Source organism: Paraburkholderia caffeinitolerans, assembly GCF_902859945.1.
Classification (GTDB): domain Bacteria; phylum Pseudomonadota; class Gammaproteobacteria; order Burkholderiales; family Burkholderiaceae; genus Paraburkholderia; species Paraburkholderia caffeinitolerans.
Genome location: NZ_CADIKL010000011.1, coordinates 53,809 through 74,423 on the forward strand (window position 1 = coordinate 53,809; position 20,615 = coordinate 74,423).

Genomic DNA, 20,615 nt, shown 5'->3' on the forward strand with positions numbered 1-20,615 from the left:
TAAACATTAAATTGTTCTTGGATTCATGAAACGATATCGTGAAATCCAGTCGCGCGATATTCAAACCGATTTCATTCTGGAAAACAACAATGGCACTCATCCCTGGCATTCTCGCAAAGGCGCGCACGGCAAGCCTGCCGCGCATCCTGATTGTCGGCGGCGGCGCCGGCGGCCTGCAACTCGCTACGCGTCTGGGCAGCACGCTCGGCCGCCGCGGACAGGCGCACATCGTGCTCGTCGACCGCTTGCCGACGCACTTCTGGAAGCCGCTTCTGCACGAAGCGGCATCGGGCCACCGCGATCCCGCTTCGCACACGATCGAATATGCGGCGCAGGCCAAGCGATACGGTTTCGAATTCGTGCAGGGCGAATTGAAGTCGGTCGATCGCGCGCGCCGTGTCGCCACCATCGGCGCGGTGCTCGATAACGACGGCACGCAGATCGTGCCGCAACGGGAAGTGCCGTATCACGACCTCGTGCTGGCCGTGGGCAGCGTGACCAACTTCTTCAACGTGCCGGGCGCGGCGCGTCACGCGCTGCCGCTCGAGCACGTTGGGCACGCCGAGGATTTCCGCAAGCGGTTTCTCGCGGCCTGCGCGAAGATCAATCACCTCGCCGATGCACCTGGCGCGCCGCTGGTGCGGCCGGTGTGCATCAACGTGATCGGCGCCGGCGCGACCGGCGTGGAGCTCGCAGCGGCGCTGCGGCACGCGGTGGGGCAACTCGCGGCGTACCGCTTCCGGGCGCTCGATCCCGACCGCGACGTCCAGATTCGTCTGATTGAAGGCACGGCGCGTGTGCTGCCGGTGCTCGATCCGCGCATTTCGGCGCGCACCCGGGCGCAGCTCGAACGCCTGCATATCGAGGTGCTGACCGACACCCGCGTGGCGAGCGTCGAGGAAGATGCCATCGTGACTTCGACCGGTGCAGTTCTGCCCGCCGATATGACGATCTGGGCCGCTGGCGTGGCCGGGCCCGCGATGCTGCGTACGATCGAAGGCCTGGCGCTGAGCGCGTCGAATCAGGTCATCGTGACGGATACCTTGCAAACGCCTGACGATCCGCACGTGTTCGCGTTCGGCGACTGCGCGGCCTGCCCGGCGGGCGGTTCGAGCCGTTACCTGCCGCCGCGCGCCCAGGTCGCCCACCAGCAGGCGGTCTACCTGAGCCAGGCATTCGCACGGCGCATTGCGGGCAAGCCGGTCGCGGGCTTCGTGTTTCGCGACTCCGGCACGGTGGTCTCGCTCGGCGAGTCCGGCGCGCTTTACCAAGCGGACCTGCGAGTGCGCGATCGCTCCGTGATCGTCGACGGACTGGCTGCTTCGGGGTTATACCGGCTGCTGTATCGCAAGCACCTTTTGGGCGTGCATGGCACCCGCCATACGCTGCTCCAGACGCTGGGCCAGTTTCTGCAGCGTTACAACCGGCCTTCAATCAAGTTGCATTGAAGTGTGCCAGCGGCGGAGCGTGCATCGGCTCCGCCGCCTCAATCACGTGTCGAGTCCGGCTTCGATCGACTGCCACGTGCTGCGGAACCACTCGGCAATCGCCACGTTCTGCTCGAACAGCGAGTACTTCACGCCGCCGCCGTAGTCGGGCATGTCGATCATGTCGGTGGTGATGTAACGCAGCGGACTGGTGAGCGTATCGCGGTGATGGCGCAGCACGCGGCGCACGATCTCCTTGCAGGGCTCCACGCGCCACGCATGCCACGGCAAATGCCACTCGCCCGGCGCGGGCCGGAAAAACGGGTACTGGCACGCGCGTCCATAGGTGCCGCCGTCCTTCAACTGCCACGGATTCTTCGGCCCGTTCGGCGAGACCGGGCGAATCTGCAACCAGTGGGTCATGTTCATGCCGATCCATTCGTCGATCACGTTGCCGGGCTCGTACGGGTCGATCACGAAGCGCCCTGCCTCCACGTCCTCGCGAATGCCGCTCACGTCCTGTTCTTCAGGGTTTTCCACTTTCAGCAGGACGTGCGAATGATCGAGCACGAAGTTGAACGGCACGCCGCGCGCCCGCACCTGCCGCGCCACCGGCGAAATGCGGCGCAGGTCTTCGGACCACATGTAGATATGCACTTCAAAACCGATCTCGATGCCGAGCTTCTGCCCCAACTCGTGCGCAAGCAGGTAGAAGTCCACGATCTGCTGGTCGCTGACTTCCTGGCCGCTAGCGTGCTGGCGATACAGCATGATGTTGTGGAACTCGCCGCCCGCTTCCTTGCAGATGCGCAGGTTGCGTTCGAGCGCGGCTTCGTCGCGGCCCGCCGTGTACGACCACAGTCCCGTGCGAATCGGAATGCCGTGGCGATCGGCGGCGCGCAGGTACTCGCGTTCCTCGCCGGGCTGCGGCATGCGGTCGAAATGGTCGAAAACGCGTGACTCCTTGATCATCCTGAACTGCTCGTCCACCGAGACGGGCCGCGTGTGCTGTACACCCCGGCCATTGCAGCCGATCGAAAACGTCATGACTCTGTTCTCCTGATTAATTCCATGAAAGCGGGTGACGAGAGGGTCAGGCGCCACATGCATCGGCCGTCGTGCGCGCGTCGCCTTGCTTGTCCGCCAGCGGCGCTTCCTGCGCGATCAGCCGCTCCACCATGCGCCGGATGCGCGCCGGCGCGTTGTCGATGCCAAGCCGCGTGTACTCGCGCACGCCGGTGCGCTCCTGCTCGCGCTGCACGTACGCGAGCAGCACGGCGTCTTCTTCGAACGTGAGCGTCATGAGCCGCTCGACATCGGCCGACACGGCGCTGTCGTGCGCGTGGTAATTGCGCAGATGCAGCCAGAAGTAATGCGTGGTGGTTTCGGTTTCGGGCGTCAGGAAGTTGAAGCTGAACGAGCGGAAGCCGCGGTCCTTGTTGTCCTCGGTCGGCTCCGTGCCACTCTCGATGCAGCCGAAATCGACATACGACGTAGAGGGCAGATGCAGGTAGTAATACTGCCAGCGGTCGGTCATGCCGCTGAAGTTGGCCATCTTCTGGACCAGCGGCACGGGCGGCGCATTGCGGATCCAGCGGTACGCGAGCACGTGCGCATCGCCCTGCTCGACCTTCACGCCAACGTCCTCGCCCGCCGCGTTGCCGATGGTGTTCTTGTGCACGTAAGTCGTGTGGGCCGGATCGACGAGATTGTCGGTGATGTTCAGATAGTTCGAGCGGAAGTGCAGGTACTGATTGTCCACGAGGCCCCAGTCCGGGTCGCCGTAGTGCGGCACGTCGACGATCGTGCCGATGTCCGCGCACGCGGGGTCGCCCATCCAGATCCACACCGCGCCGTAGCGTTCGACGAGCGGAAATGCGGTCACGCGTGCGGTGGGCGGAATGTTCTGCTGGCCCGGCACGCGCACGCAGGTTCCCGTGCAGTCGAACGTCATGCCGTGATAGCCGCATTGCACGTGGTCGCCCTTGAGCTCGCCCAGCGAAAGCGGCGCGAGCTTGTGCGGGCAGCGGTCGACCAGCGCGACGGGCGTGCCGTCCTCGCGGCGATACAGCAATACCTGCTCGCCCAGCAGCGTGCGCGAGAGCAGCGTGCGGCCCACCTCGCGGCTCCAGGCCGCCACGTACCACGCGTTTTTGACGAATGTGCTCATGGTGTCTCCGTTTTTAATCGGCATTTTCAATCGGCAGGAATGCAAAGTGTTTATTCAGGCATCGAGCACGAGCGATTCGCTGCGCGCGCGCGAAACGCAGATGCACATCTGCTGTTCGCGTTCCTCGTCGCCCAGCGCGTAATCGCGGTGCTCGGGCGTGCCTTCGAGCACGCGCAGTGCGCACACGCCGCACTCGCCGCGCCGGCAATCGAAGAGCGGGTCCAGGCCCGCGTCGATCATCGCGTCGAGGATGGACTGCTGCGGCCCGACGTCGAGCGTGCGCCCGCTGCGCCGCAGTTCGACGCGGCATGCGCGGTCGCCGGGTGCAGCGGAAGGCGCGCCGAACAACTCGAAGTGCACGTGATCGGCGGGCCAGTGCAGCGCGCGCGCCGTGGCGATCACGGCGTCGATGAGCGGACGCGGCCCGCAAACATACAAGTGCCGTTTCGCGCCGGAGGCGTAGTACCCGCCGATCACCTGCGCGAGCGGCATGCCGCGCGACGGATCGCCATGATCGAAGTACAGATGCGCATGCGCGCCGCACGATTGTGCGACCTCTTCGCGAAACGCGGCGTCCCCGGGCGTGCGGCACGCGTAGTGCAACTGGAAGCGCGCGCCGGAGGCCGCAAGCGTGCGCGCCATCGAGAGAATCGGCGTGATGCCGATGCCGCCCGCGATCAGCACGGCCTCGTGCGGTACGCCGTGTAGCGGGAAATCGTTTTTCGGCAGGCTCGCACGCAAGCGCTCGCCGGGCTGCAGCGCATGCATGCGGCGCGACCCGCCACGCCCGTTCGGCTCCAGCTTGACGGCGATTTCGTAGTGCCCCGACTGATTGGCGCTATTGATCAGCGAGTAGCTGCGTTCGTCATCGGGCGAGGCGGCTGTCTGGATACGGATATGCGCGCCGGCCGTAAAACCAGGCAACGCGCCGCCGCCAGCGGACTTGAATGTCAGGCCGCGAATCGCGTTCGTAAGCGGCTCGCTCGCGACGACTTCGAGTTCGAGCGGCCAGCGCGCGTCAGGGGGGGAATGCTGCGTGTGAGTCATCTCGTGCTCTCCTGATGCGGACGCGAGCGTGCCCCCGGCGAGGCGCGAGGCGCGCCGCCGTGCGAACAGGCATCCGGTGGGTTGGGGACTACGGGCCGAAGGACGTCAATGCAACATCAATACGGCATCAGCGCGAAATGAATGCAAATTCGGCGTTGCGGTATTGAAGCGGCTCGGGTGTGTCCCAGATCGTTGTTCTGGAACTGAGTATAGGAAGATCCTTCGCGTGCGCGTAGCGGCGATTAAACAGCGCCCCGCTGCATTATTTGCAGCGCGCACGCCAGCGCAGCCCGTATCAGGCCGTGCGCGCTTCCGCTTCGAGCAGATTGTCGAGCGACTCGCCGAGCATCGCGAGCATGGCGCTCACGGCCGGCGGCAGCGCGCGCGTCGCGCGCACATAAAAACCGAGGCGCGCAACCGCCTGCTCGGTCTCGTCGAGCGGCACGAAAGCGAGCCGCCCAGCCGCGCACACCTCGTCCAGGCCGATGCGCGTCTGGAAGCCGATGCCGGTCCCGCGCACGGCGAGCTGGCGCATCAATTCGATGGTGCCGCTATGGACCACGGCGCGCAGCGGCCGCCGCGCGCGCGCCACGAGCGGCGCGAGGATCGCGTGCACGGCCACATCCGGGTTCGGCATGATGAGACCGTACTCGGCGCATTCATCGAACCTCACACGCCGGCGCGATGCGAGTGGATGGTCCGGCGCCATCACCGCGCCCAGCCTGAATTCGCCGCTCGCCACACAGGTCAGATCGGGATGCTCGCTCATGGCGAATGCCGCGCCAATATCGACGTCGCCCGACGCCACGCGCTGCGCGATGGACCCGGAGCCGAGCATGGAAACATGCAGCGCCACGTTGGGGTGCTGGTTCGCCATGCGGTCGAGCACGGCGGGCAGCAAGCCCGCGCTAAGGCTTTCGGCGGCGGCCAGATACACCTCGCCGCGTTCGAGCCCCTGGAGCCGTTCGATTTCCGCCAGCACGCGCTGCTCGTCCTGAAGCACGGTGACCACGTGCTGCGCGAACAGCCGGCCCGCCTCGGTGAGACGCAGGCCGCCGGGCAGGCGCTCGAACAGTGTCGCGCCCACCTCTTCTTCCAGATTGAGCAGTTGGCGGTTGACGGCCGAGCCGTCCACATGCAAGCGCCGCGCGGCCTCACGAATGGAGCCGCAGCGGCAAATCATGTCGAAGTAGCGAATAGAGCGGGCATGGACGTTCACGCGGCGATACTAGCAGATCACACCGCGTTTCATGGCGCTCCAGCAGGCGCGATGCCCGGCAGCGCGGCCAGCGCGCGCTCCCAGATCTGCCGTGTGCGCAGCCACACGAGTTCGCGCCAATCGGCGTCGGCGGGCAGGAACGATTCGAACAGCGCGCGGCTGATCGCGCGGCCTCGCGCGTCGCGCGGATCGCCATAGAGGTGCAACCAGTGGTCGTCGCGCAAGGCCGTGTGCATGGGCGCTTCCGGGTACGTGCCGCATTCGATCACAAGCTGCATCAGGTGCGTGTCCGGCAACGCATCCAGCAGCGCCTGCGAGGCATAACCCGTCGCCCTTGCGACCACGCCGGTTTCGCTGATGGCAGCATCCGCATGCGTGAGCAGCGTGTAGAGCCAGGGGCCGTAAAGGTGCTGCGCGTCGGCCAGCGCAGGATAGGCCGATTGCGCAATCGCCATCAGCATCGGGTGGCCGAACGCGCCCGCCCCCGTGTGCAGATCGAACGAAATGGCCACCTGGGCTGGCTTGAGAAAGCGCTGCGCAATTTCGTGCAGGGTCCGGTTGGACCAGGTGGCGGCCTGGCCGCCGTAGAAGAGTCCGTCCGCGTGGCGATACTGGCCCGCGCCCACGATCGCCTGCACGCCCGACCAGCCGAGCGATTCCACTTGCCGCTCCAGCAACGTATCGGCGTAGTGCCGCTGCGGGCCGTCGATATCGGGGCACGCGTAGATTTCGTGCAGTTCCTCGTAGCGCGGATTGAGCGGCAACGGCGCGCCAAAGTCGACGTAGTTGCGATTCAGATCGACATTGTCTTCGTTCACGCGCCTGACCCACGCGGTGCCCCACGGATTGATCAGGTGCACCATCATCACCGCGACATCGTCGGGCAGGCTTCGCGCGGCCAGTTCATGCAGCCATTGCGCCTGGCACGTCGAGCCGTAGTAGCCTTCCACCCCGTGCGTGCCCGAAACGGCCACTAGCACGCGGCGTGCGGCGGCATTGCCGAGCCAGGCGACGTCAGTCGCGAGCGCCTCGCCTTTGGGACCCTTGAGCGGATGCGCGTAGCTAGTAACCGTTGCGCCCGCCAGTTGTGCGGCGTGCAGAAAATGCTGGCGCTGGGCGGCGAAATCGGGTTCGACGGGAAAGCCGATCTTCATGAATTCCTCTGCGGGTCATCAAGCGGGTTGTGGGGAGCGCGCCGCGCCGCTTCGCGCGGTCGCCTCGCTCAACGCCAGCGTAACGTGGCCTGCGGGCTTTGCACAGCAGAGCAGCACGGTGCCTTCAGCGGGTGGGTCGAGCGGCTCGGTAGCGTACTCGATGTTGCCTTGCGCCAGCGGCGTCACGCAAGTATTGCAGATGCCGATACGGCAACTGAACGGCACGGCATAGCCATGCTGCTCCGCCAGTTCGAGCAGCGACTCGCAGCGATCATCCCATGCCACGGGAGCAGCCTCCGGATGAAAGCGCACTGTAGTTGCGTGCGCATCGATTTCCTGCTTTATCTCCGCACGCGAAGTTACATCAGACGATACTTCTCGCGCGGGTTCTGCATCGGCCTCAAGCACCGTTGCAGGGCCGAAGAACTCATAGTGGATGCGCTCGCGCGCCACGCCGAGACTGCGCAGCAGCCGCCAGTTGGCCTGCATGAACGCGGGCGGCCCGCATAGATACACTTCATAGTCGTCGAGCGGCAGCAAGCCTTGCAGCGTTTCACGCGTGATGAGTCCCTCGCTGTCGAAGGCCTGCGCCTGCCGGTCTTGCGCATCAGGCTGCCGGTAGCAGACGTGCACGCGCACGTTCGGACATTCGGCCGCCAGTGCGGCCACTTCGTTGCCGAACGCATGCACTGCGCCGTTCTCGCACGCGTGAATGAAATACACGCGCCGGTCGCGCGCGCCCTCCATCGCCCGAAGCCGATGCAGCATGCTGACAAGCGGCGTCAAACCCACCCCGCCGCTCATCAGCACGACGGGCCGCGTGGTGTCGTCGCCAACCTGCACCGCATCGTGCAGATACGACGAGCCGCGCCCTGGCTCGATGTCCTCGCGCCCCGCCGGAGCCGGTTCGCGCTTGACGGAAATCCGCCAGCGCGCCGTGTCGGCTGGGTCGCCCGAGAGGCTGTACGTGCGCAACAACCGCTCGCCGCCCGGCAGGGGCAAACGCAGTGCCACGAACTGCCCCGCCATGAACAGCGGCAAGGCCTCGCCATCGGCGGGCACGAGTTCGAACGAGACGATCGTGGCGCTTTCGCGCGTGCGCGCGCTCACGCGCAAGCGACGAAAGCCCGTTGCCCCACGACTCGCCAATTCCGTTGCCGTCTTGCCAGCGTCACTCATTTCAGGGCTCCACGCGCTCGCGTTGCACGACGTGAATCGGAGAAAGCGCGGGCTTTTCTGTCTGCTGTTCGCGCTCGATCATCTGCGCAAGCGCGCGCCGGAAGCGCAGCGGTCCCGCGTCGATGGCGAGGTCGATGTTCGGCGTGCGCGCGTTCTGCATGCCCGCGTGCACGGCCGTCAACACCGCGCGGTCTTCTTCGAATGCGTGCCGCACATCCTCGTCGAACTGGCGCGACACCTGTTCATCGTCGGGGGAGAAATTGCGCGTCTGGAACCAGTAGTAGCGCGTATGCGATGCGTCCACCGGCGTCATGAAGTTATAGGAGTTCATCAGGAACACATCGGCATGAGGCGTTGCATCGTCGCCGCCCGTGCCTGCCGGCGTGAAAACAGCCTTGATGATCGCGTGCGAAGGAAACCGCACCTCGTAATGCTGCTTGCGATCGCAACGCCCTGCGAAGCGCACGAACTGCGCGTAGAACGGCGCCACCTCCACATCGCGCATCCAGCGCGACACGGTCACGCCGTGCGCCGCCACCTCGGTCTTCAGCGGCTCGGCTTCGCAGGCCGCGTTGCCGAACGACGAGCGATGCACCCATGCAACGTGCGAGGGGTCCAGCAGATTGTCGGTGACGTAGAGGTAGTGGCAGTCCACCGTCATTGCATCGCCGCGATTCATGCCCCACGCCGGGTCGCCCCATTCGTCGATCTGCACGATCGTCGCGGGATCGGCCTGTTCGGGCTCGCCCATCCAGATCCAGAGCAAGCCGTAACGTTCGGCCAGCGGATAGCTGCGCACTTTCGCGCCGGAGGGGATCCGCGCGCTGCCCGGCGCACGCACGCAAGCCCCTTCGCAATCGAACGTGAGACCGTGATAACCGCACTCGACATGATCGCCAATGAGCCGGCCCATCGAGAGCGGCAGCTTGCGGTGCGGACACGCGTTTTCAAGCGCGACGGGCGTGCCATCCTCGCGCCGGTACAACACCACGGACTCGCCCAGCAGGGTCACTGGCGCGAGTTCTCGCGTCACTTCCGCGTCCCATGCCGCGACGTACCACGCATTCCTCAGAAACATTCCGTTGCCTCCACATTGGCGGTTTCGCTTACTTGTTTCCAAGGATAAAAAGCCAGAAAACAAAAGAATAGATGTAAAAACCTGCCTGTTCGTTTAGAGTTTCTAAACCGTGAATATCCGCCAAAGATTCAGCCGATAACTCAACGACAGCGAAATGACGACGAACAGCTTTCCTCCATTGCGTGCGCTGCAGGTCTTCGAAGCAGTCGGCCGATGCGGCGGCATCACTGAGGCGGCCCGGCGGCTCGGCATTTCCGCGGGCGCGGTCAGCCAGCAGATCAAGCTGCTCGAAGACACGCTGGGCCTGCACCTCACGCAAAAGGACGGCAAGCGGCTGCGCCTGACCACGATTGGGCGGCAGTATCACGAGAGTTGCGCAGCGGCCTTCGAAAGCCTGCGCGTGGCGCACGCCGAAATAGAGCGCGCGAAGAACACGCGCAATCTGAGCGTCAGCGCGCTGCCTTCGCTAGTCTCGAAGTGGCTCGCGCCGCGCGTGCTCGAATGGCAGCGCCAGCATCCCGAACTCAGTGTGTATCTCGATGGCACGCACACGGAGCCGTCACCGGACGGTTATGAAATCGACTTTCGCATCAGCTACGGCGAGCGGGGTCTGAATGTCGAGAACGCGGTCGAACTGTTCCGTGATTGCGTGGTGCCCGTGTGCAGCCCGCGTCTGCTGGAATCGGGCGCACCGCTGAAGACTCCCGCCGATCTTCTCGCCTACCCGTTAATAACGGTGGACTGGCTGCCGAAGTTCGCCTCGCCGCCTTCGTGGCGCGAATGGTTTGCCGCCAACGACGTCGATTGCGAGGAATTCGACGAGAACCGTCTGGTGTTCTCGCTTTCGAGCGTGGCGATTCAGGCGGCCATCGACGGCTACGGCTTCACGCTCGCGCAAGGCTCCATGATTGGCGACGACCTGGCCGCCGGTCGCCTCGTCATGCCGTTCGCGATCGGGCTCGCGTTGCCTTCGCCCTACTTCCTCAAGTGGAAGCCGAACGCATTCGACAGGCCGCATTGCCGCCAGTTTCACCGCTGGCTCGTCACGCGGGGCAAGGAGCAGCAGCAGCGCAACGAGAGCCTGCTGAGCGTAATCGCCTGAGGCTCGCGTGAAGCGTCAATCGCCGTAAATATCGAACTGGAAATACTTCGCGGCGATCTGCTGGTAGGTGCCGTTCTTGCGCATCGTGCCAATGGCGTCGTTGATGCGCGCTTCGAGCGCCGCATCGCCCTTGCGAATGCCGATCGCCACGCCGTTGCCCGTGAGCCGCGCATCCTTCACGGTTTCGCCGGCCACGGCGTAACCCTTGCCGCGCGGCGTCTTCAGAAAGCCATAGTCGGCCTGCATCGCTGCCTGAAACGCGGCGTCGAGCCGGCCGGTGCCCAGGTCCTGGTAAATCTGGTCCTGCGTTTGATAAGCGACGATAGCCACGCCGTGCGGCGCCCACTCGGCTCTTGCATAAGCCTCCTGGGTCGAGCCCTGCACGACGCCCACGCTCTTGCCCTGCAAGTCCTGCGCCGTAGGCTTGAGCTTCGATCCCGCGCGCGCGATCAGCGCCGAGGGGCTGTTGTACACGCGGTTCGTGAAATCGATCTGCTGGCGGCGCGACTCGGTGGCCGACATCGCGGAAAGAATCGCGTCGAACTTGCGGGCCTTGAGCGCGGGAATCATGCCGTCGAAGTTCTGCTCGACCCACACGCATTTCTGGTGCAGCGTCGCGCAGATCGCATTGCCCAGTTCGATGTCGAAGCCTTGCAGGCTGCCGTCCGGCGCCTTCGATTCCATCGGCGGATAACTCGGGTCCACGCCGAAGCGAATCACCTGCGGATCCTGCGCGGCCGCGCCGAGCGGCAAGGCCGACGCCACTGCGGCCAGCGTGAGCAAGCACGAGAGCACTGTCCGTTTCATAAACGTTCCTTCGCAAGGGTTGAGCGGCCCGCACATGACACAAACATGTCACAGCGCGAGCACGCGAATCGGCTCAGGCCAGAAAGCTTTCGACGAGACGCACCCAATAGCCCGCGCCCGTCGCAAGAATGTCGTCGTTGAAGTCGTAGCCTGGATTGTGGACCATGCAACTCCCTTCGCCATCGCCGTTGCCGATCAGCAGATAGCAGCCCGGGCAGCGTTGCAGGAACCACGCGAAATCTTCGCTGCCGGTGAACGGCGCGAGGTCTTCGATCATGCCTGCATCGCCCACCCAGTCGCGCGCGACCTGTTCCGCGAAGGCGGTCATCTGTGCATCGTTGACGAGCACCGGGTAGCTCGCGTCGTAGAGGATCTCCACGCGCGCGCCATACACGGCGGCCTGCGCCGCGATGATCTCCTTGATGCGACGCTCGAGTTCGTCGCGCACTTCGGGGCGCAGCGCGCGCACCGAGATCGCCATGCGCGCCTCGTCGGGAATCACGTTGGACGCCTCGCCCGCGTGAATCGCGCCCACCGTGATCACGGCCATATCGAGCGGCGCGACGTTGCGCGAGACCACGGTTTGCAGCGCGAACACGATGGCCGCGCACACGACCACGGGGTCGACCGTCTTGTGCGGCATGGCGCCGTGGCCGCCCACGCCGGTCACGCGCACCGTGACCTGGTCCGCCGAAGCCATGAACGGGCCCGCGCGAAAGCCGAGCTTGCCGGCCGGATAGCCGGGCATGTTGTGCATCGCGAACACGCCATCGCAGGGAAAGCGTTCGAGCACGCCTTCCGCGAGCATGCGCCGCGCGCCTGCAAGGCCTTCTTCGGCGGGCTGGAAAATCAGGTTGAGCGTGCCGTTGAAGTGGCGCGTTTGCGCAAGCTGCTTGGCGGCGGAAAGCAGCATGGCCGTGTGGCCATCGTGACCGCACGCATGCATCTTGCCCGCGTGGCGGCTCGCATACGGCAGGCCGGTCTGCTCGTGCACGGGCAGGGCGTCCATGTCGGCGCGCAAGCCGATGCTACGCGCGCCGCTGCCGCATTTCAGCGTCCCCACGACGCCCGTGCCCGCCAGCCCGCGATGCACCTCATAGCCCCATTCGGCAAGACGCGCCGCGACCAGATCGCTGGTGGCGAATTCTTCATAGCCAAGCTCGGGATGCGCGTGAATGTGCTGGCGCAGCTCGATCATTTCGCGGCTGCTGGCGTGAATATCGGACAAATCGGTCATGGCGCGCGTCTTTCGTGTTTGGATAAGGTGAACAGTTGCCACTAACGTATCCCGACAGAAAAGCCATAGGGAGAGCTAGAATCGTGAACGTGACAACCTTTGGCTAACACCCCACAGCAATACCGGGGTCTGTTCAGGCCTGAAACACGCCTCAAGCGCGCATGAAACTCCATCAACTCAGAACCTTCGTCGCCATCGCGGATGCCGGCGGTATTCGCGGCGCGGCGCGCGCGCTCGACGCCTCGCCCGCCGCCATCACCAAGAGCCTGCGCCAACTCGAAGAATCCGTTCAAATACCGCTCGTGCTGCGCACCTCATCGGGCGTCACGTTGACGGAATTCGGGCAGACCCTGCTCGTCCACGCCCGGCTGATGATCGGCCAGATGGCGCGCGCGCAGGAAGCCGTCGACGCCATGCGCGGCACGGCCAGCGGCAAACTTTCGGTCGCGATTACGCCGTGGCTCGCGATGACGTTTCTGCCGGAGACCATGAAGCGCTTTACCGAGCGCATGCCCGAGATTCGGCTGGAGCTTTTCGAAGGCTTGCTGCCCATTGCGAACCCGCGGTTGCGCGACGGCAGCCTCGACTTTTTTCTCGGCCGACCCACGCCCGGCGACCTCGGCGTGGAGTTTCAATACCGGCCGCTGTTTTCTTCGTCGTGCGCCGTGGTCGTGCGGCAGGATCATCCGCGCGCCAATTGCCGCTCGCTCGCCGACCTCTGCGATCTGGACTGGCTGCTGACATGGGACCCCGCGAACGATGGCCCAAGTGCGCAGAATATGTTCGAGCGGAACAAGCTGCCGATGCCACGCAAGATTCATCTTGCGCATTCGTTTGCCATCTCGCTCGCACTGTTGAGGCAAAGCGATATGGCGAGCATCTTTCCGTGGCCGCTCGTGGAGGTGAGTGCGTCTCGCGAAGGGTTGTGCGCGGTGCCCGTGCGCGAGCAACTGGAAGACGCGAAGGTAAGCATCATTTCACGCAGCGGCCATCCGTTGAGCGTGGCGTCCGAATGCTTTATCGAATGCCTCGTGGAGACCGTGCACGATGCGCAGAAGTCGGATTCTCCCGATACGCGCAACGTTCTGAGATCGGTTGATCTGTTGATTTGAGGTCTGCGGTAAGGTGAGGCCCGCCCGATTCGCGCCGGGCCTCGTTGACCTCAGTTCGTTTTAGCTCGCCAATACGTCGAAATCGAAATAGCGCCGCGCGATCTTTTGATAGGTGCCGTCCTTGATCATCTCGCCAATCGCCTGATCGATCATCTCTCGCAACGCGTTATCGCTCTTGCGAAAGCCAATTGCCGCGCCTGCGCCCAGCGTCTTCGCGTCATTCACCGGCGCGCCGAGAAACGCGTAATCGCGGCCCAAGGGCGTTTTCAGAAAACCATTGCTGCCGGAAATCATGTCGGTCAGCGTCGCGTCGAGTCGCCCCGCGCGCAAATCGGTGTAGACCACTTCCTGATTCGCGTACGAGATCACGTTAATGCCCGCGGGCGCCCAATAAGCCTTTGCATAAGCCTCCTGAGTGGAGCCTTGCGCCACGCCGATATTCTTGCCCTTCAGCGATGCAACCGTCGGTTCGAGTTTCGCGCCTCGCGGCCCGATCAAGGCGCTAGGCGTCTTGAACAGCATGGTCGAGAACGCCACCTGCGCTTCGCGCTGCGGCGTCACCGACAACGCGGACATGATCGCGTCGAACTTGCGGCCCTGCAGCGCCGGAATGATGCCGTCGAACGCGGTTTCGACCCAGACGCACTTTGTCTGGAGCCGCCGGCAGATTTCGTTGCCGAGATCAATTTCGAAGCCCACGAGCTTGCCGTCCGGCGCTTTTGATTCGAACGGCGCGTAGGTCGGGTCGACACCGAATTTCAACTCGGTCAGTGCCTTGGCGTGAGCAGAAAGCGCCGCAAGGGACAGCGCGAGGCACACCAGCGTCTTCTTCGTGGCATTCATGGAAGATCCTGTTCGGGAGGGTCGCTTTCGGTTGGCAAGATGGCAATCGCGACGACGGCCCAAGCATATGGACTCAAAAACCCAAAGAATAGAGGTGTGCCGATGCTCGATGCTTAAGTTTTTCTAAACTTCCAAATCGATCAGATTCGTTCAGATCTCCACACGCGCGCCCAATTCGATCACGCGACTAGCCGGCAATTTGAAGTACGCCGCGATATTGCCCACGTTATGCAGCATCACCGCAAACAGCCGCCCACGCCAGAAACCCATGCCACGACCCGCCGCCACCACCACTAGCGCGCGGCTCAGGAACCACGAAGTCTCCTGCGGATCGAACGCGAACCCCACGGACTTCGCGGCCGCGAGTGCCTGCGGCAGGTTCACGTCGTCCTTGAAGCCGTAAATCACACTCACCTGATAACAACCCGGAGCCAGCAGCGCCACCTTCACACGCTCGCTTTCGGGCACTTGCGGCACGCTCTTCGTCATGACGGTCAGGAACACGACGCGCTCATGCAGCACGCGGTTATGGCGCAAGTTGTTGATGAGCGCATGCGGCACCGACTCGAGATCGGGCGTGAGGAAGATCGCGGTGCCGCCCACGCGCACGGGCGAACTGGCAAGCAGCGTATCGAGGTAAGGCTTGAGCGGCTTCTTACCCGCGCGCACGCGCGCTTCGGCCATCATCATCTGCCAGCCGCGGCCCCACGTGGCCATGATCGTGAACATCGCCGCGCCAAGCACGAGCGGGAACCAGCCGCCCTGCACGATCTTCAGCAGATTCGCCGAAAAGAACAGCGTGTCGATCACGAGAAAGAACGCGGTGGCGAGCACGCATAGCGCCCAGTTGTAATGCCATGCGTAGCGCACGACGAAGAACGTGAGGCAGGTAGTGATCAGCATCGTGCCCGTGACCGCGATACCGTAGGCGGACCCAAGCGCCGTGGACGAACCGAATCCGACCACGGCGGCAATCACCGCAACCAGCAGGATCCAGTTGATCCCCGGCACGTAGATCTGGCCGAACTCGCGCTCGGACGTGTGCACGATGTTCATGCGCGGCAGGAACGAGAGATGCATGGCCTGCATCGCCATTGAGTACGTGCCGGAAATCACGGCCTGCGAAGCGATCACGGTCGCGAGCGTGGCGAGCACGATCATCGGAAAGATCGACCACTGCGGAAAGAGCCGATAAAACGGATTCTGCACCGCGCCGGGATTGGCCAGCAGCAATGCGCCTTGCCCAAGGTAATTAAGCGCGAGCGCCGGAAACACGACACCGAACCACGTGAGCCGGATGGGACGCTTGCCGAAATGGCCCATGTCGGCATACAGCGCCTCCGCGCCTGTGAGCGAGAGCACGACCGCGCCGAGCGCGACGAACGCCACCCAGTGATGATGCAGGCAGAAAGCGATCCCGCGCCACGGATTGAGCGCCACCAGCACGACCGGCGCGCGGGCGATATTGGCGACGCCCGCCACGCCGATCACCACGAACCAGAGCACCATCACCGGCCCGAACACCGCGCCGATGCCCCCCGTGCCGTGCTTTTGCGCGACGAAGAGCACGATTATCGCGGCGAGCGTCACCGGAATCACAAAGGTCTTGAGTTCGGGCGCCGCGACTTCCAGCCCCTCCACCGCGCTCAGCACGGAGATGGCCGGCGTAATCACGCTGTCACCGAAGAAGAGCGCAGCGCCCATCACGCCCACGATCAGCAGCGCATGGCGCAGCCGCGGCCGGTGCGAGACCGACGAAGCGGCCAGCGCCAGCAGTGCCATGATCCCGCCTTCGCCGTGATTATTCGCGCGCAGGATCAGCGCGACGTATTTGAGCGAGACGACGATCATCAGCGACCAGAAGATCAGCGAGACGATGCTGACAATGTTGAAAGCATCGAGCGCGAGGCCATTGCCGGGATCGAACACCGTGGAGAGCGTGTAGAGCGGGCTCGTGCCGATGTCGCCATAGACCACGCCGAGCGCCGCGAGCGCGAGACCGCCGAGCGCCTGCGGATGCTCGTGGTGCGCATCGTGCTCGTCGTGCGAGGGGCCGGCCGCGGGCGTGGCCGATGAGGAGTCTCCCATGTCTGCCTCCTGGTGCGCGATACGGCGCATGCCCATCAAACACCCAAATCGCCGTTATGGCAATTGGGGCGATGCTTTTCGGGTGCGTTTGAATACGTCTACGCACGCCGAAAACGCACCGCCCCACTTTCTCGCGGATTAATCCGCTCGATGCTTTAATTCAACGGCTTTAATTCAGCTGATTCCCCCAGGTCTTTTCGCGAGCAGCCGATGCCATTCCAGCCCCCGCCTCCAACGATTCCAGCGCCTCGAGCGAAGCATTCTTCGTCTCGATGCCGAGCACCCACACGGCCAGCGCCGCAACCACGAACGACAGCGCGCCGAGCGTGAACACGCCGCCCTGGCCGAACAACGGCAGCACGACGCCCACCACATACGGACCGATCAGCGAGCCGACCCGCCCGATCGCCGAGGCGAACCCCGAGCCCGTCGCGCGCGCGCCGGTGCCGTAGAGCTCGGGCGTATAGGTGTAGAGCGCGGCCCACATCGCGAACAGGAAGAACTGCATCACGAGTCCCGTGCCGACCAGCAATACGATACTTGCGCCATGCAACGCCGTTTGCCCGTAGACGAACGCCATCACGCCGCCGCCCACGAGCGATGCAATACAGGTGGGCTTGCGGCCCCAGCGCTCGACGAGCCACGCCGCGCAGAGGAAGCCCGGAATCCCGCCCAGCGAGATCAGCACGGTATAGAACACCGATTGCGTGACGGCGAAGCCGGCCTGCTGCAGCAGCGCGCCAAGCCACGAAGTAAGCCCGTAAAAGCCGAGCAGTGCGAAGAACCAGAGCAGCCACACCATCGTCGTGCGGCGGCGGTAGGCAGGGCTCCAGATCTCGCGCAACGCGCTGCGTCCGCGCGAAGATGCGGGCTGCGCGAGCGGCTGCGGCGCGGGCAAGCTCGTGAGCTCCATGGAACGCATCACGCGCTTTTCGATGTCCGAGACCACGCGATCGGCGTCGACGAGACGACCGCGATGCTCGAGCCAGCGCGGCGACTCCGGCACGATCCGGCGCACGACGAGCACAAACACCGCGGGAATCGCGAGCAGCGCGAACACGGTGCGCCACCCCAGCGTCGGCAGCACGAAGTACGCGACGATGCCGGCAGTAATGAAGCCGAGCGGCCAGAAGCCGTCCATCAGCGCGACCATGCGACCGCGCTGCGCGGAGGGCACGAATTCGGAAAGCAAGGCCTGCGCAATCGGAAACTCCATGCCCATGCCAAAGCCAAGCAGGATCCGGTAAACGATTAGCGAGTTCACATCGTGCGCGGTCGAGCACAGATACGACGCGACGCCCCACAGCACCATGCTCCACTGAAAGACCGGACGGCGGCCGAAACGGTCCGCGAGCAACCCCGCCACCGCAGCGCCAATCGTCATGCCGACAAAACTCGCGCTGGCCACGAGCCCGGCTTGCGCGCTCGACAGTCCAAACTCCTTCTTGATCGAGCCGAGCACGAATGTCATGGTGCCGAGATCGACCGAATCGAAGAAAAACGCGAGCGCGATGATCAGAAAAATCAGCTTGTGATAGCCGGAAAACGGCAAGCGTTCGAGCCGTGCGGCGGCAGTCGCACGCGATTTGGGCGACGAAGAAACGGAAGCTTTGCGCATGGCGTCCTCTGATGAAAAAGGCTGTGTCACAGGACGTGGCACAGCCATTCGCTTCAGTAGACGTGAACAAAATCCGGCGCCATAGAAGGCGAGCGGCATCATGACAGAACGTAAGCGTCATGAATGCCTGGCGGGAGCTATTTTTGCTTCATTGCGAAACGGCCCGGTGCACGGCGTTGAACGGGAATGGCAGCCGGAAATCCTGCGGGTAACTTTCTTCTGAAGAAAGAAAAACTTGCCCGCTTGCCCCTTTTTCACGTTTTCCTTGTTTTCCCGTTCGCACACTGGCCCTTTCCACGAGAGTTGCGTTTCGTTTCGCCGATTTCTATGCTTTTGGCATCCGCCACAGGTGTTCGACCGTGGCGGTCTTCGAGAAGCGAAGCAAAAGGAGAGTCGTTCCATGACGATGCCGCCCCTGCCGGAACAAGAGGAGCGAGAGGAACGGGAGCCGGATAACGTGGGTGAACCCGGAGCCTCCGAAAGAAGCAACGAGCCCGCGCGCCTGACCGGCGGCGCCTGGTTCAGCCTCGCGGTAAGTTTCGGTTTCTTCCTGCTCATGGTCGCGATTGGCGTGAAGTATCACGTGGCAGCGCAGTCGCGCGACGAGCCCGCCGAACCCGATCGCTACGTGGTCGCGAATGCGTCCGTGCCCGCCATCGCGGCAGCGCCCACGTCACAGCCCGATGCCTACGATACCCTGCTCGCGCAGGCGCGCGAATGCGCGGCTGCCGCCCAATGGGATTGCGTGATCGAAACGACCAGCGGCGCCATCGCGCAACGCGGCAATACGCCGGAAACCAAAGCGCTGCTCTCGCAGGCCATTGTCAAGGGCGGATGGGTTCCCGCGAATGCGCACAATGTGCGCGAAGTCTCCACCATGCCACCGGAATCGAAGCGGCCCACCCTGAATGGCCATCGGCATACGGCGCGCGCCGAACGCCTGCGATACGCCGCCATGACACGCCGGCATTCCATGGATGAGATGGCGGATATTTATCGGCATTGAGGGCGTGTTATCAGTGGGAAAGACGGCCGCGTAAAACAACCGCCTTTTAAATCCTCTGTGCATTGCATTCACCGGGTAAATCTGCGCTACCGGTCTAGACGGCAGCAATAACGCTCGTCTTGCACCGTAGGGCTGCCTAAACTTGACCCGATGGGCTGCGTAAGTGCTCGCGAATAGATACAGCGGAATTGGGTTCTGATCTGCTACGATTCCCGCACGCAATAACAATCACTGTCCATACATGAACTTGCAAACACACATCCCGGAAGCACTGTGGGAAGCGATTCGGGTGGCTTACGAAGCTGAGAACTATTCTCATGCGGTGCTTGAGGCGACCTACTTCATTAGCAGTTTGCTGCGAGAACGTGCCGGTGTGGACGGCGATGGATCAGCGTTGATAGGGCAGGCGCTCGGAGGTGAAAGCCCTAAGCTCCGTCTGAATGCCCTGCAAACCGAATCGGACCGGAACGTACAAAAAGGCTACGAGCAGATTCTTCGCGGGATTTACATTGGTATTCGTAATCCTCGCAGTCACGAGCCGACTCAGGATACGCAGGAAACAGCCGATTCGATCATTTGTTTCCTTGGGCATCTCGTTGATGTACTCAGTGCGTCGAAAGACGTTTTCACGGTTGCAACCTTCATGGGTAAGGTTCAAGACCCAGAGTTCGTTGAGTCGCAGCGCTACGCAGAGCTACTAGTAGCGGAGATTCCAACCCTGCGCCTCACGGAAGCCGTCATTGCATTGTTTAAGGAGCGGCGGACGCTTGATCTGGGGAAACTGCGCTTCTTGATTCAGGCGTTGCTGGACGCTCTTTCGCCTACGCAAGTTAACAACTATCTGACCGTGGTCTCTGACGAGTTTCGGACTACTACCGAGGATGCGGCAATCCGCACGGCATTGCGGTTGCTTAAACCCGAGTTTTGGCAGAACTTGCAGGAACTCCCTAGGTTGCGGATTGAAAACAAGCTGATCGCTGGCATCAAATCTGGCGTGGTGGAGCCGTCAGGCAAAACTAGCTCGCCGCTGGCCACATGGTCGAACAATTTCCTCTGCCACTTCTCTTTGCGGAAGGAGGCGGCACGGGTGCTTGTTTCTCGCTTGGAGGACTCAGACCCGAACGCAAGACTCTACGTAGTCAGGTACTTCTTTTCGTGGCTTGATGAGGTATTGCTCGAACCGAACCACATTTCCCGAGCGGTGCGCGCAATCGCAAACGCGGTCAAGAACGGGGAAGAACAAATTCGTGGCAAGCTCATCAACTCCGTGACCGTGCTAAACACGGACTGGCAAAAGCGGTTCGCGGATGCGCTAGAAAGCGAAACAGACCCGGACAATCCAGGGGTTCTATTGGACGACGGCACGCCACTCTTGTCATCCCCCGCGAACGATGACGAAGACATCCCGTTCTAACGGCGGAACTGCCTCAGTCTCGTGCCGAGTTGAGCCAGTATCAAAGCGCACAACATCGAGCATGTTCGCGGCGTCCGATTGAGTGTCGACAGCCCCACAACCCGTATACACATG

The 20,615-nt window shown here is 63.4% G+C and carries 18 protein-coding genes; 6 read left to right on the plus strand and 12 right to left on the minus strand.

Annotated features, from left to right (window positions below; genetic code table 11):
- Positions 1-89: 89 nt before the first annotated feature.
- Entirely contained in the window at positions 90-1,448 is a 1,359-nt protein-coding gene (locus HV773_RS13220) for an NAD(P)/FAD-dependent oxidoreductase (protein WP_129563586.1), read from the plus strand.
- 42 nt (positions 1,449-1,490) lie between these two features.
- On the opposite strand, the gene HV773_RS13225 is transcribed toward HV773_RS13220, so the two are convergent.
- From HV773_RS13225 to HV773_RS13255, 7 genes are all read right to left on the minus strand, one after another.
- Complete coding sequence (locus HV773_RS13225; RefSeq protein ID WP_129563587.1) at positions 1,491-2,474, minus strand: xylose isomerase; 984 nt, start codon at positions 2,472-2,474, stop codon at positions 1,491-1,493.
- 46 nt (positions 2,475-2,520) lie between these two features.
- Entirely contained in the window at positions 2,521-3,597 is a 1,077-nt protein-coding gene (locus HV773_RS13230; protein WP_160113477.1) for an aromatic ring-hydroxylating dioxygenase subunit alpha, read from the minus strand.
- Positions 3,598-3,651: 54 nt separating this feature from the next.
- Positions 3,652-4,644 carry a PDR/VanB family oxidoreductase gene (locus tag HV773_RS13235; protein ID WP_129563589.1) on the minus strand — a complete coding sequence of 331 codons (993 nt, stop codon included), beginning with the start codon at positions 4,642-4,644 and terminating at the stop codon, positions 3,652-3,654.
- Between the two features lie 295 nt (positions 4,645-4,939).
- The gene (locus tag HV773_RS13240; RefSeq protein ID WP_129563590.1) at positions 4,940-5,863 is read right to left on the minus strand and encodes a LysR family transcriptional regulator; all 924 of its coding nucleotides are present in this window, start codon (positions 5,861-5,863) and stop codon (positions 4,940-4,942) included.
- A gap of 29 nt (positions 5,864-5,892) precedes the next feature.
- On the minus strand, positions 5,893-7,017 hold the full coding sequence (locus HV773_RS13245; protein WP_129563591.1) for a DUF2817 domain-containing protein: 1,125 nt from the start codon (positions 7,015-7,017) through the stop codon (positions 5,893-5,895).
- 18 nt (positions 7,018-7,035) lie between these two features.
- Complete coding sequence (locus HV773_RS13250) at positions 7,036-8,196, minus strand: 2Fe-2S iron-sulfur cluster-binding protein (RefSeq protein WP_129563592.1); 1,161 nt, start codon at positions 8,194-8,196, stop codon at positions 7,036-7,038.
- 1 nt (position 8,197) lies between these two features.
- Positions 8,198-9,274, minus strand: a complete 1,077-nt coding sequence (locus tag HV773_RS13255; protein WP_129563593.1) for an aromatic ring-hydroxylating dioxygenase subunit alpha — start codon at positions 9,272-9,274, stop codon at positions 8,198-8,200.
- A 154-nt stretch (positions 9,275-9,428) separates the two neighbouring features.
- Here HV773_RS13255 and HV773_RS13260 point away from each other — a divergent pair, with 154 nt between their 5' ends.
- Positions 9,429-10,376 (plus strand): LysR substrate-binding domain-containing protein, encoded by a 948-nt coding sequence (locus HV773_RS13260; protein WP_129563594.1) that lies wholly within the window; start codon positions 9,429-9,431, stop codon positions 10,374-10,376.
- Between the two features lie 15 nt (positions 10,377-10,391).
- Here the strand turns inward: HV773_RS13260 and HV773_RS13265 are convergent, their stop codons facing one another.
- On the minus strand, positions 10,392-11,183 hold the full coding sequence (locus HV773_RS13265) for an ABC transporter substrate-binding protein (RefSeq protein ID WP_129563595.1): 792 nt from the start codon (positions 11,181-11,183) through the stop codon (positions 10,392-10,394).
- 73 nt (positions 11,184-11,256) lie between these two features.
- Positions 11,257-12,420 carry a M20 aminoacylase family protein gene (locus tag HV773_RS13270; RefSeq protein ID WP_129563596.1) on the minus strand — a complete coding sequence of 388 codons (1,164 nt, stop codon included), beginning with the start codon at positions 12,418-12,420 and terminating at the stop codon, positions 11,257-11,259.
- A gap of 161 nt (positions 12,421-12,581) precedes the next feature.
- On the opposite strand from HV773_RS13270, the gene HV773_RS13275 reads away from it, so the two are divergent.
- Entirely contained in the window at positions 12,582-13,532 is a 951-nt protein-coding gene (locus HV773_RS13275) for a LysR substrate-binding domain-containing protein (RefSeq protein ID WP_129563597.1), read from the plus strand.
- Between the two features lie 60 nt (positions 13,533-13,592).
- On the opposite strand, the gene HV773_RS13280 is transcribed toward HV773_RS13275, so the two are convergent.
- The 3 genes from HV773_RS13280 to HV773_RS13290 form a co-directional block, all read right to left on the minus strand.
- Positions 13,593-14,375: an ABC transporter substrate-binding protein gene (locus HV773_RS13280; RefSeq protein WP_129563598.1), complete on the minus strand. Its 783-nt coding sequence runs from the start codon at positions 14,373-14,375 to the stop codon at positions 13,593-13,595.
- 150 nt (positions 14,376-14,525) lie between these two features.
- Entirely contained in the window at positions 14,526-16,463 is a 1,938-nt protein-coding gene (locus HV773_RS13285; protein WP_129563599.1) for a potassium transporter Kup, read from the minus strand.
- A 169-nt stretch (positions 16,464-16,632) separates the two neighbouring features.
- Complete coding sequence (locus HV773_RS13290) at positions 16,633-18,081, minus strand: MFS transporter (protein ID WP_129563600.1); 1,449 nt, start codon at positions 18,079-18,081, stop codon at positions 16,633-16,635.
- 100 nt (positions 18,082-18,181) lie between these two features.
- Here HV773_RS13290 and HV773_RS37255 point away from each other — a divergent pair, with 100 nt between their 5' ends.
- From HV773_RS37255 to HV773_RS13300, 3 genes are all read left to right on the plus strand, one after another.
- Entirely contained in the window at positions 18,182-18,304 is a 123-nt protein-coding gene (locus HV773_RS37255) for a hypothetical protein (protein WP_257791205.1), read from the plus strand.
- 177 nt (positions 18,305-18,481) lie between these two features.
- Positions 18,482-19,087 (plus strand): hypothetical protein, encoded by a 606-nt coding sequence (locus HV773_RS13295; protein ID WP_129563601.1) that lies wholly within the window; start codon positions 18,482-18,484, stop codon positions 19,085-19,087.
- Positions 19,088-19,328: 241 nt separating this feature from the next.
- On the plus strand, positions 19,329-20,501 hold the full coding sequence (locus HV773_RS13300; protein ID WP_129563602.1) for a TIGR02391 family protein: 1,173 nt from the start codon (positions 19,329-19,331) through the stop codon (positions 20,499-20,501).
- Positions 20,502-20,615 lie beyond the last annotated feature (114 nt).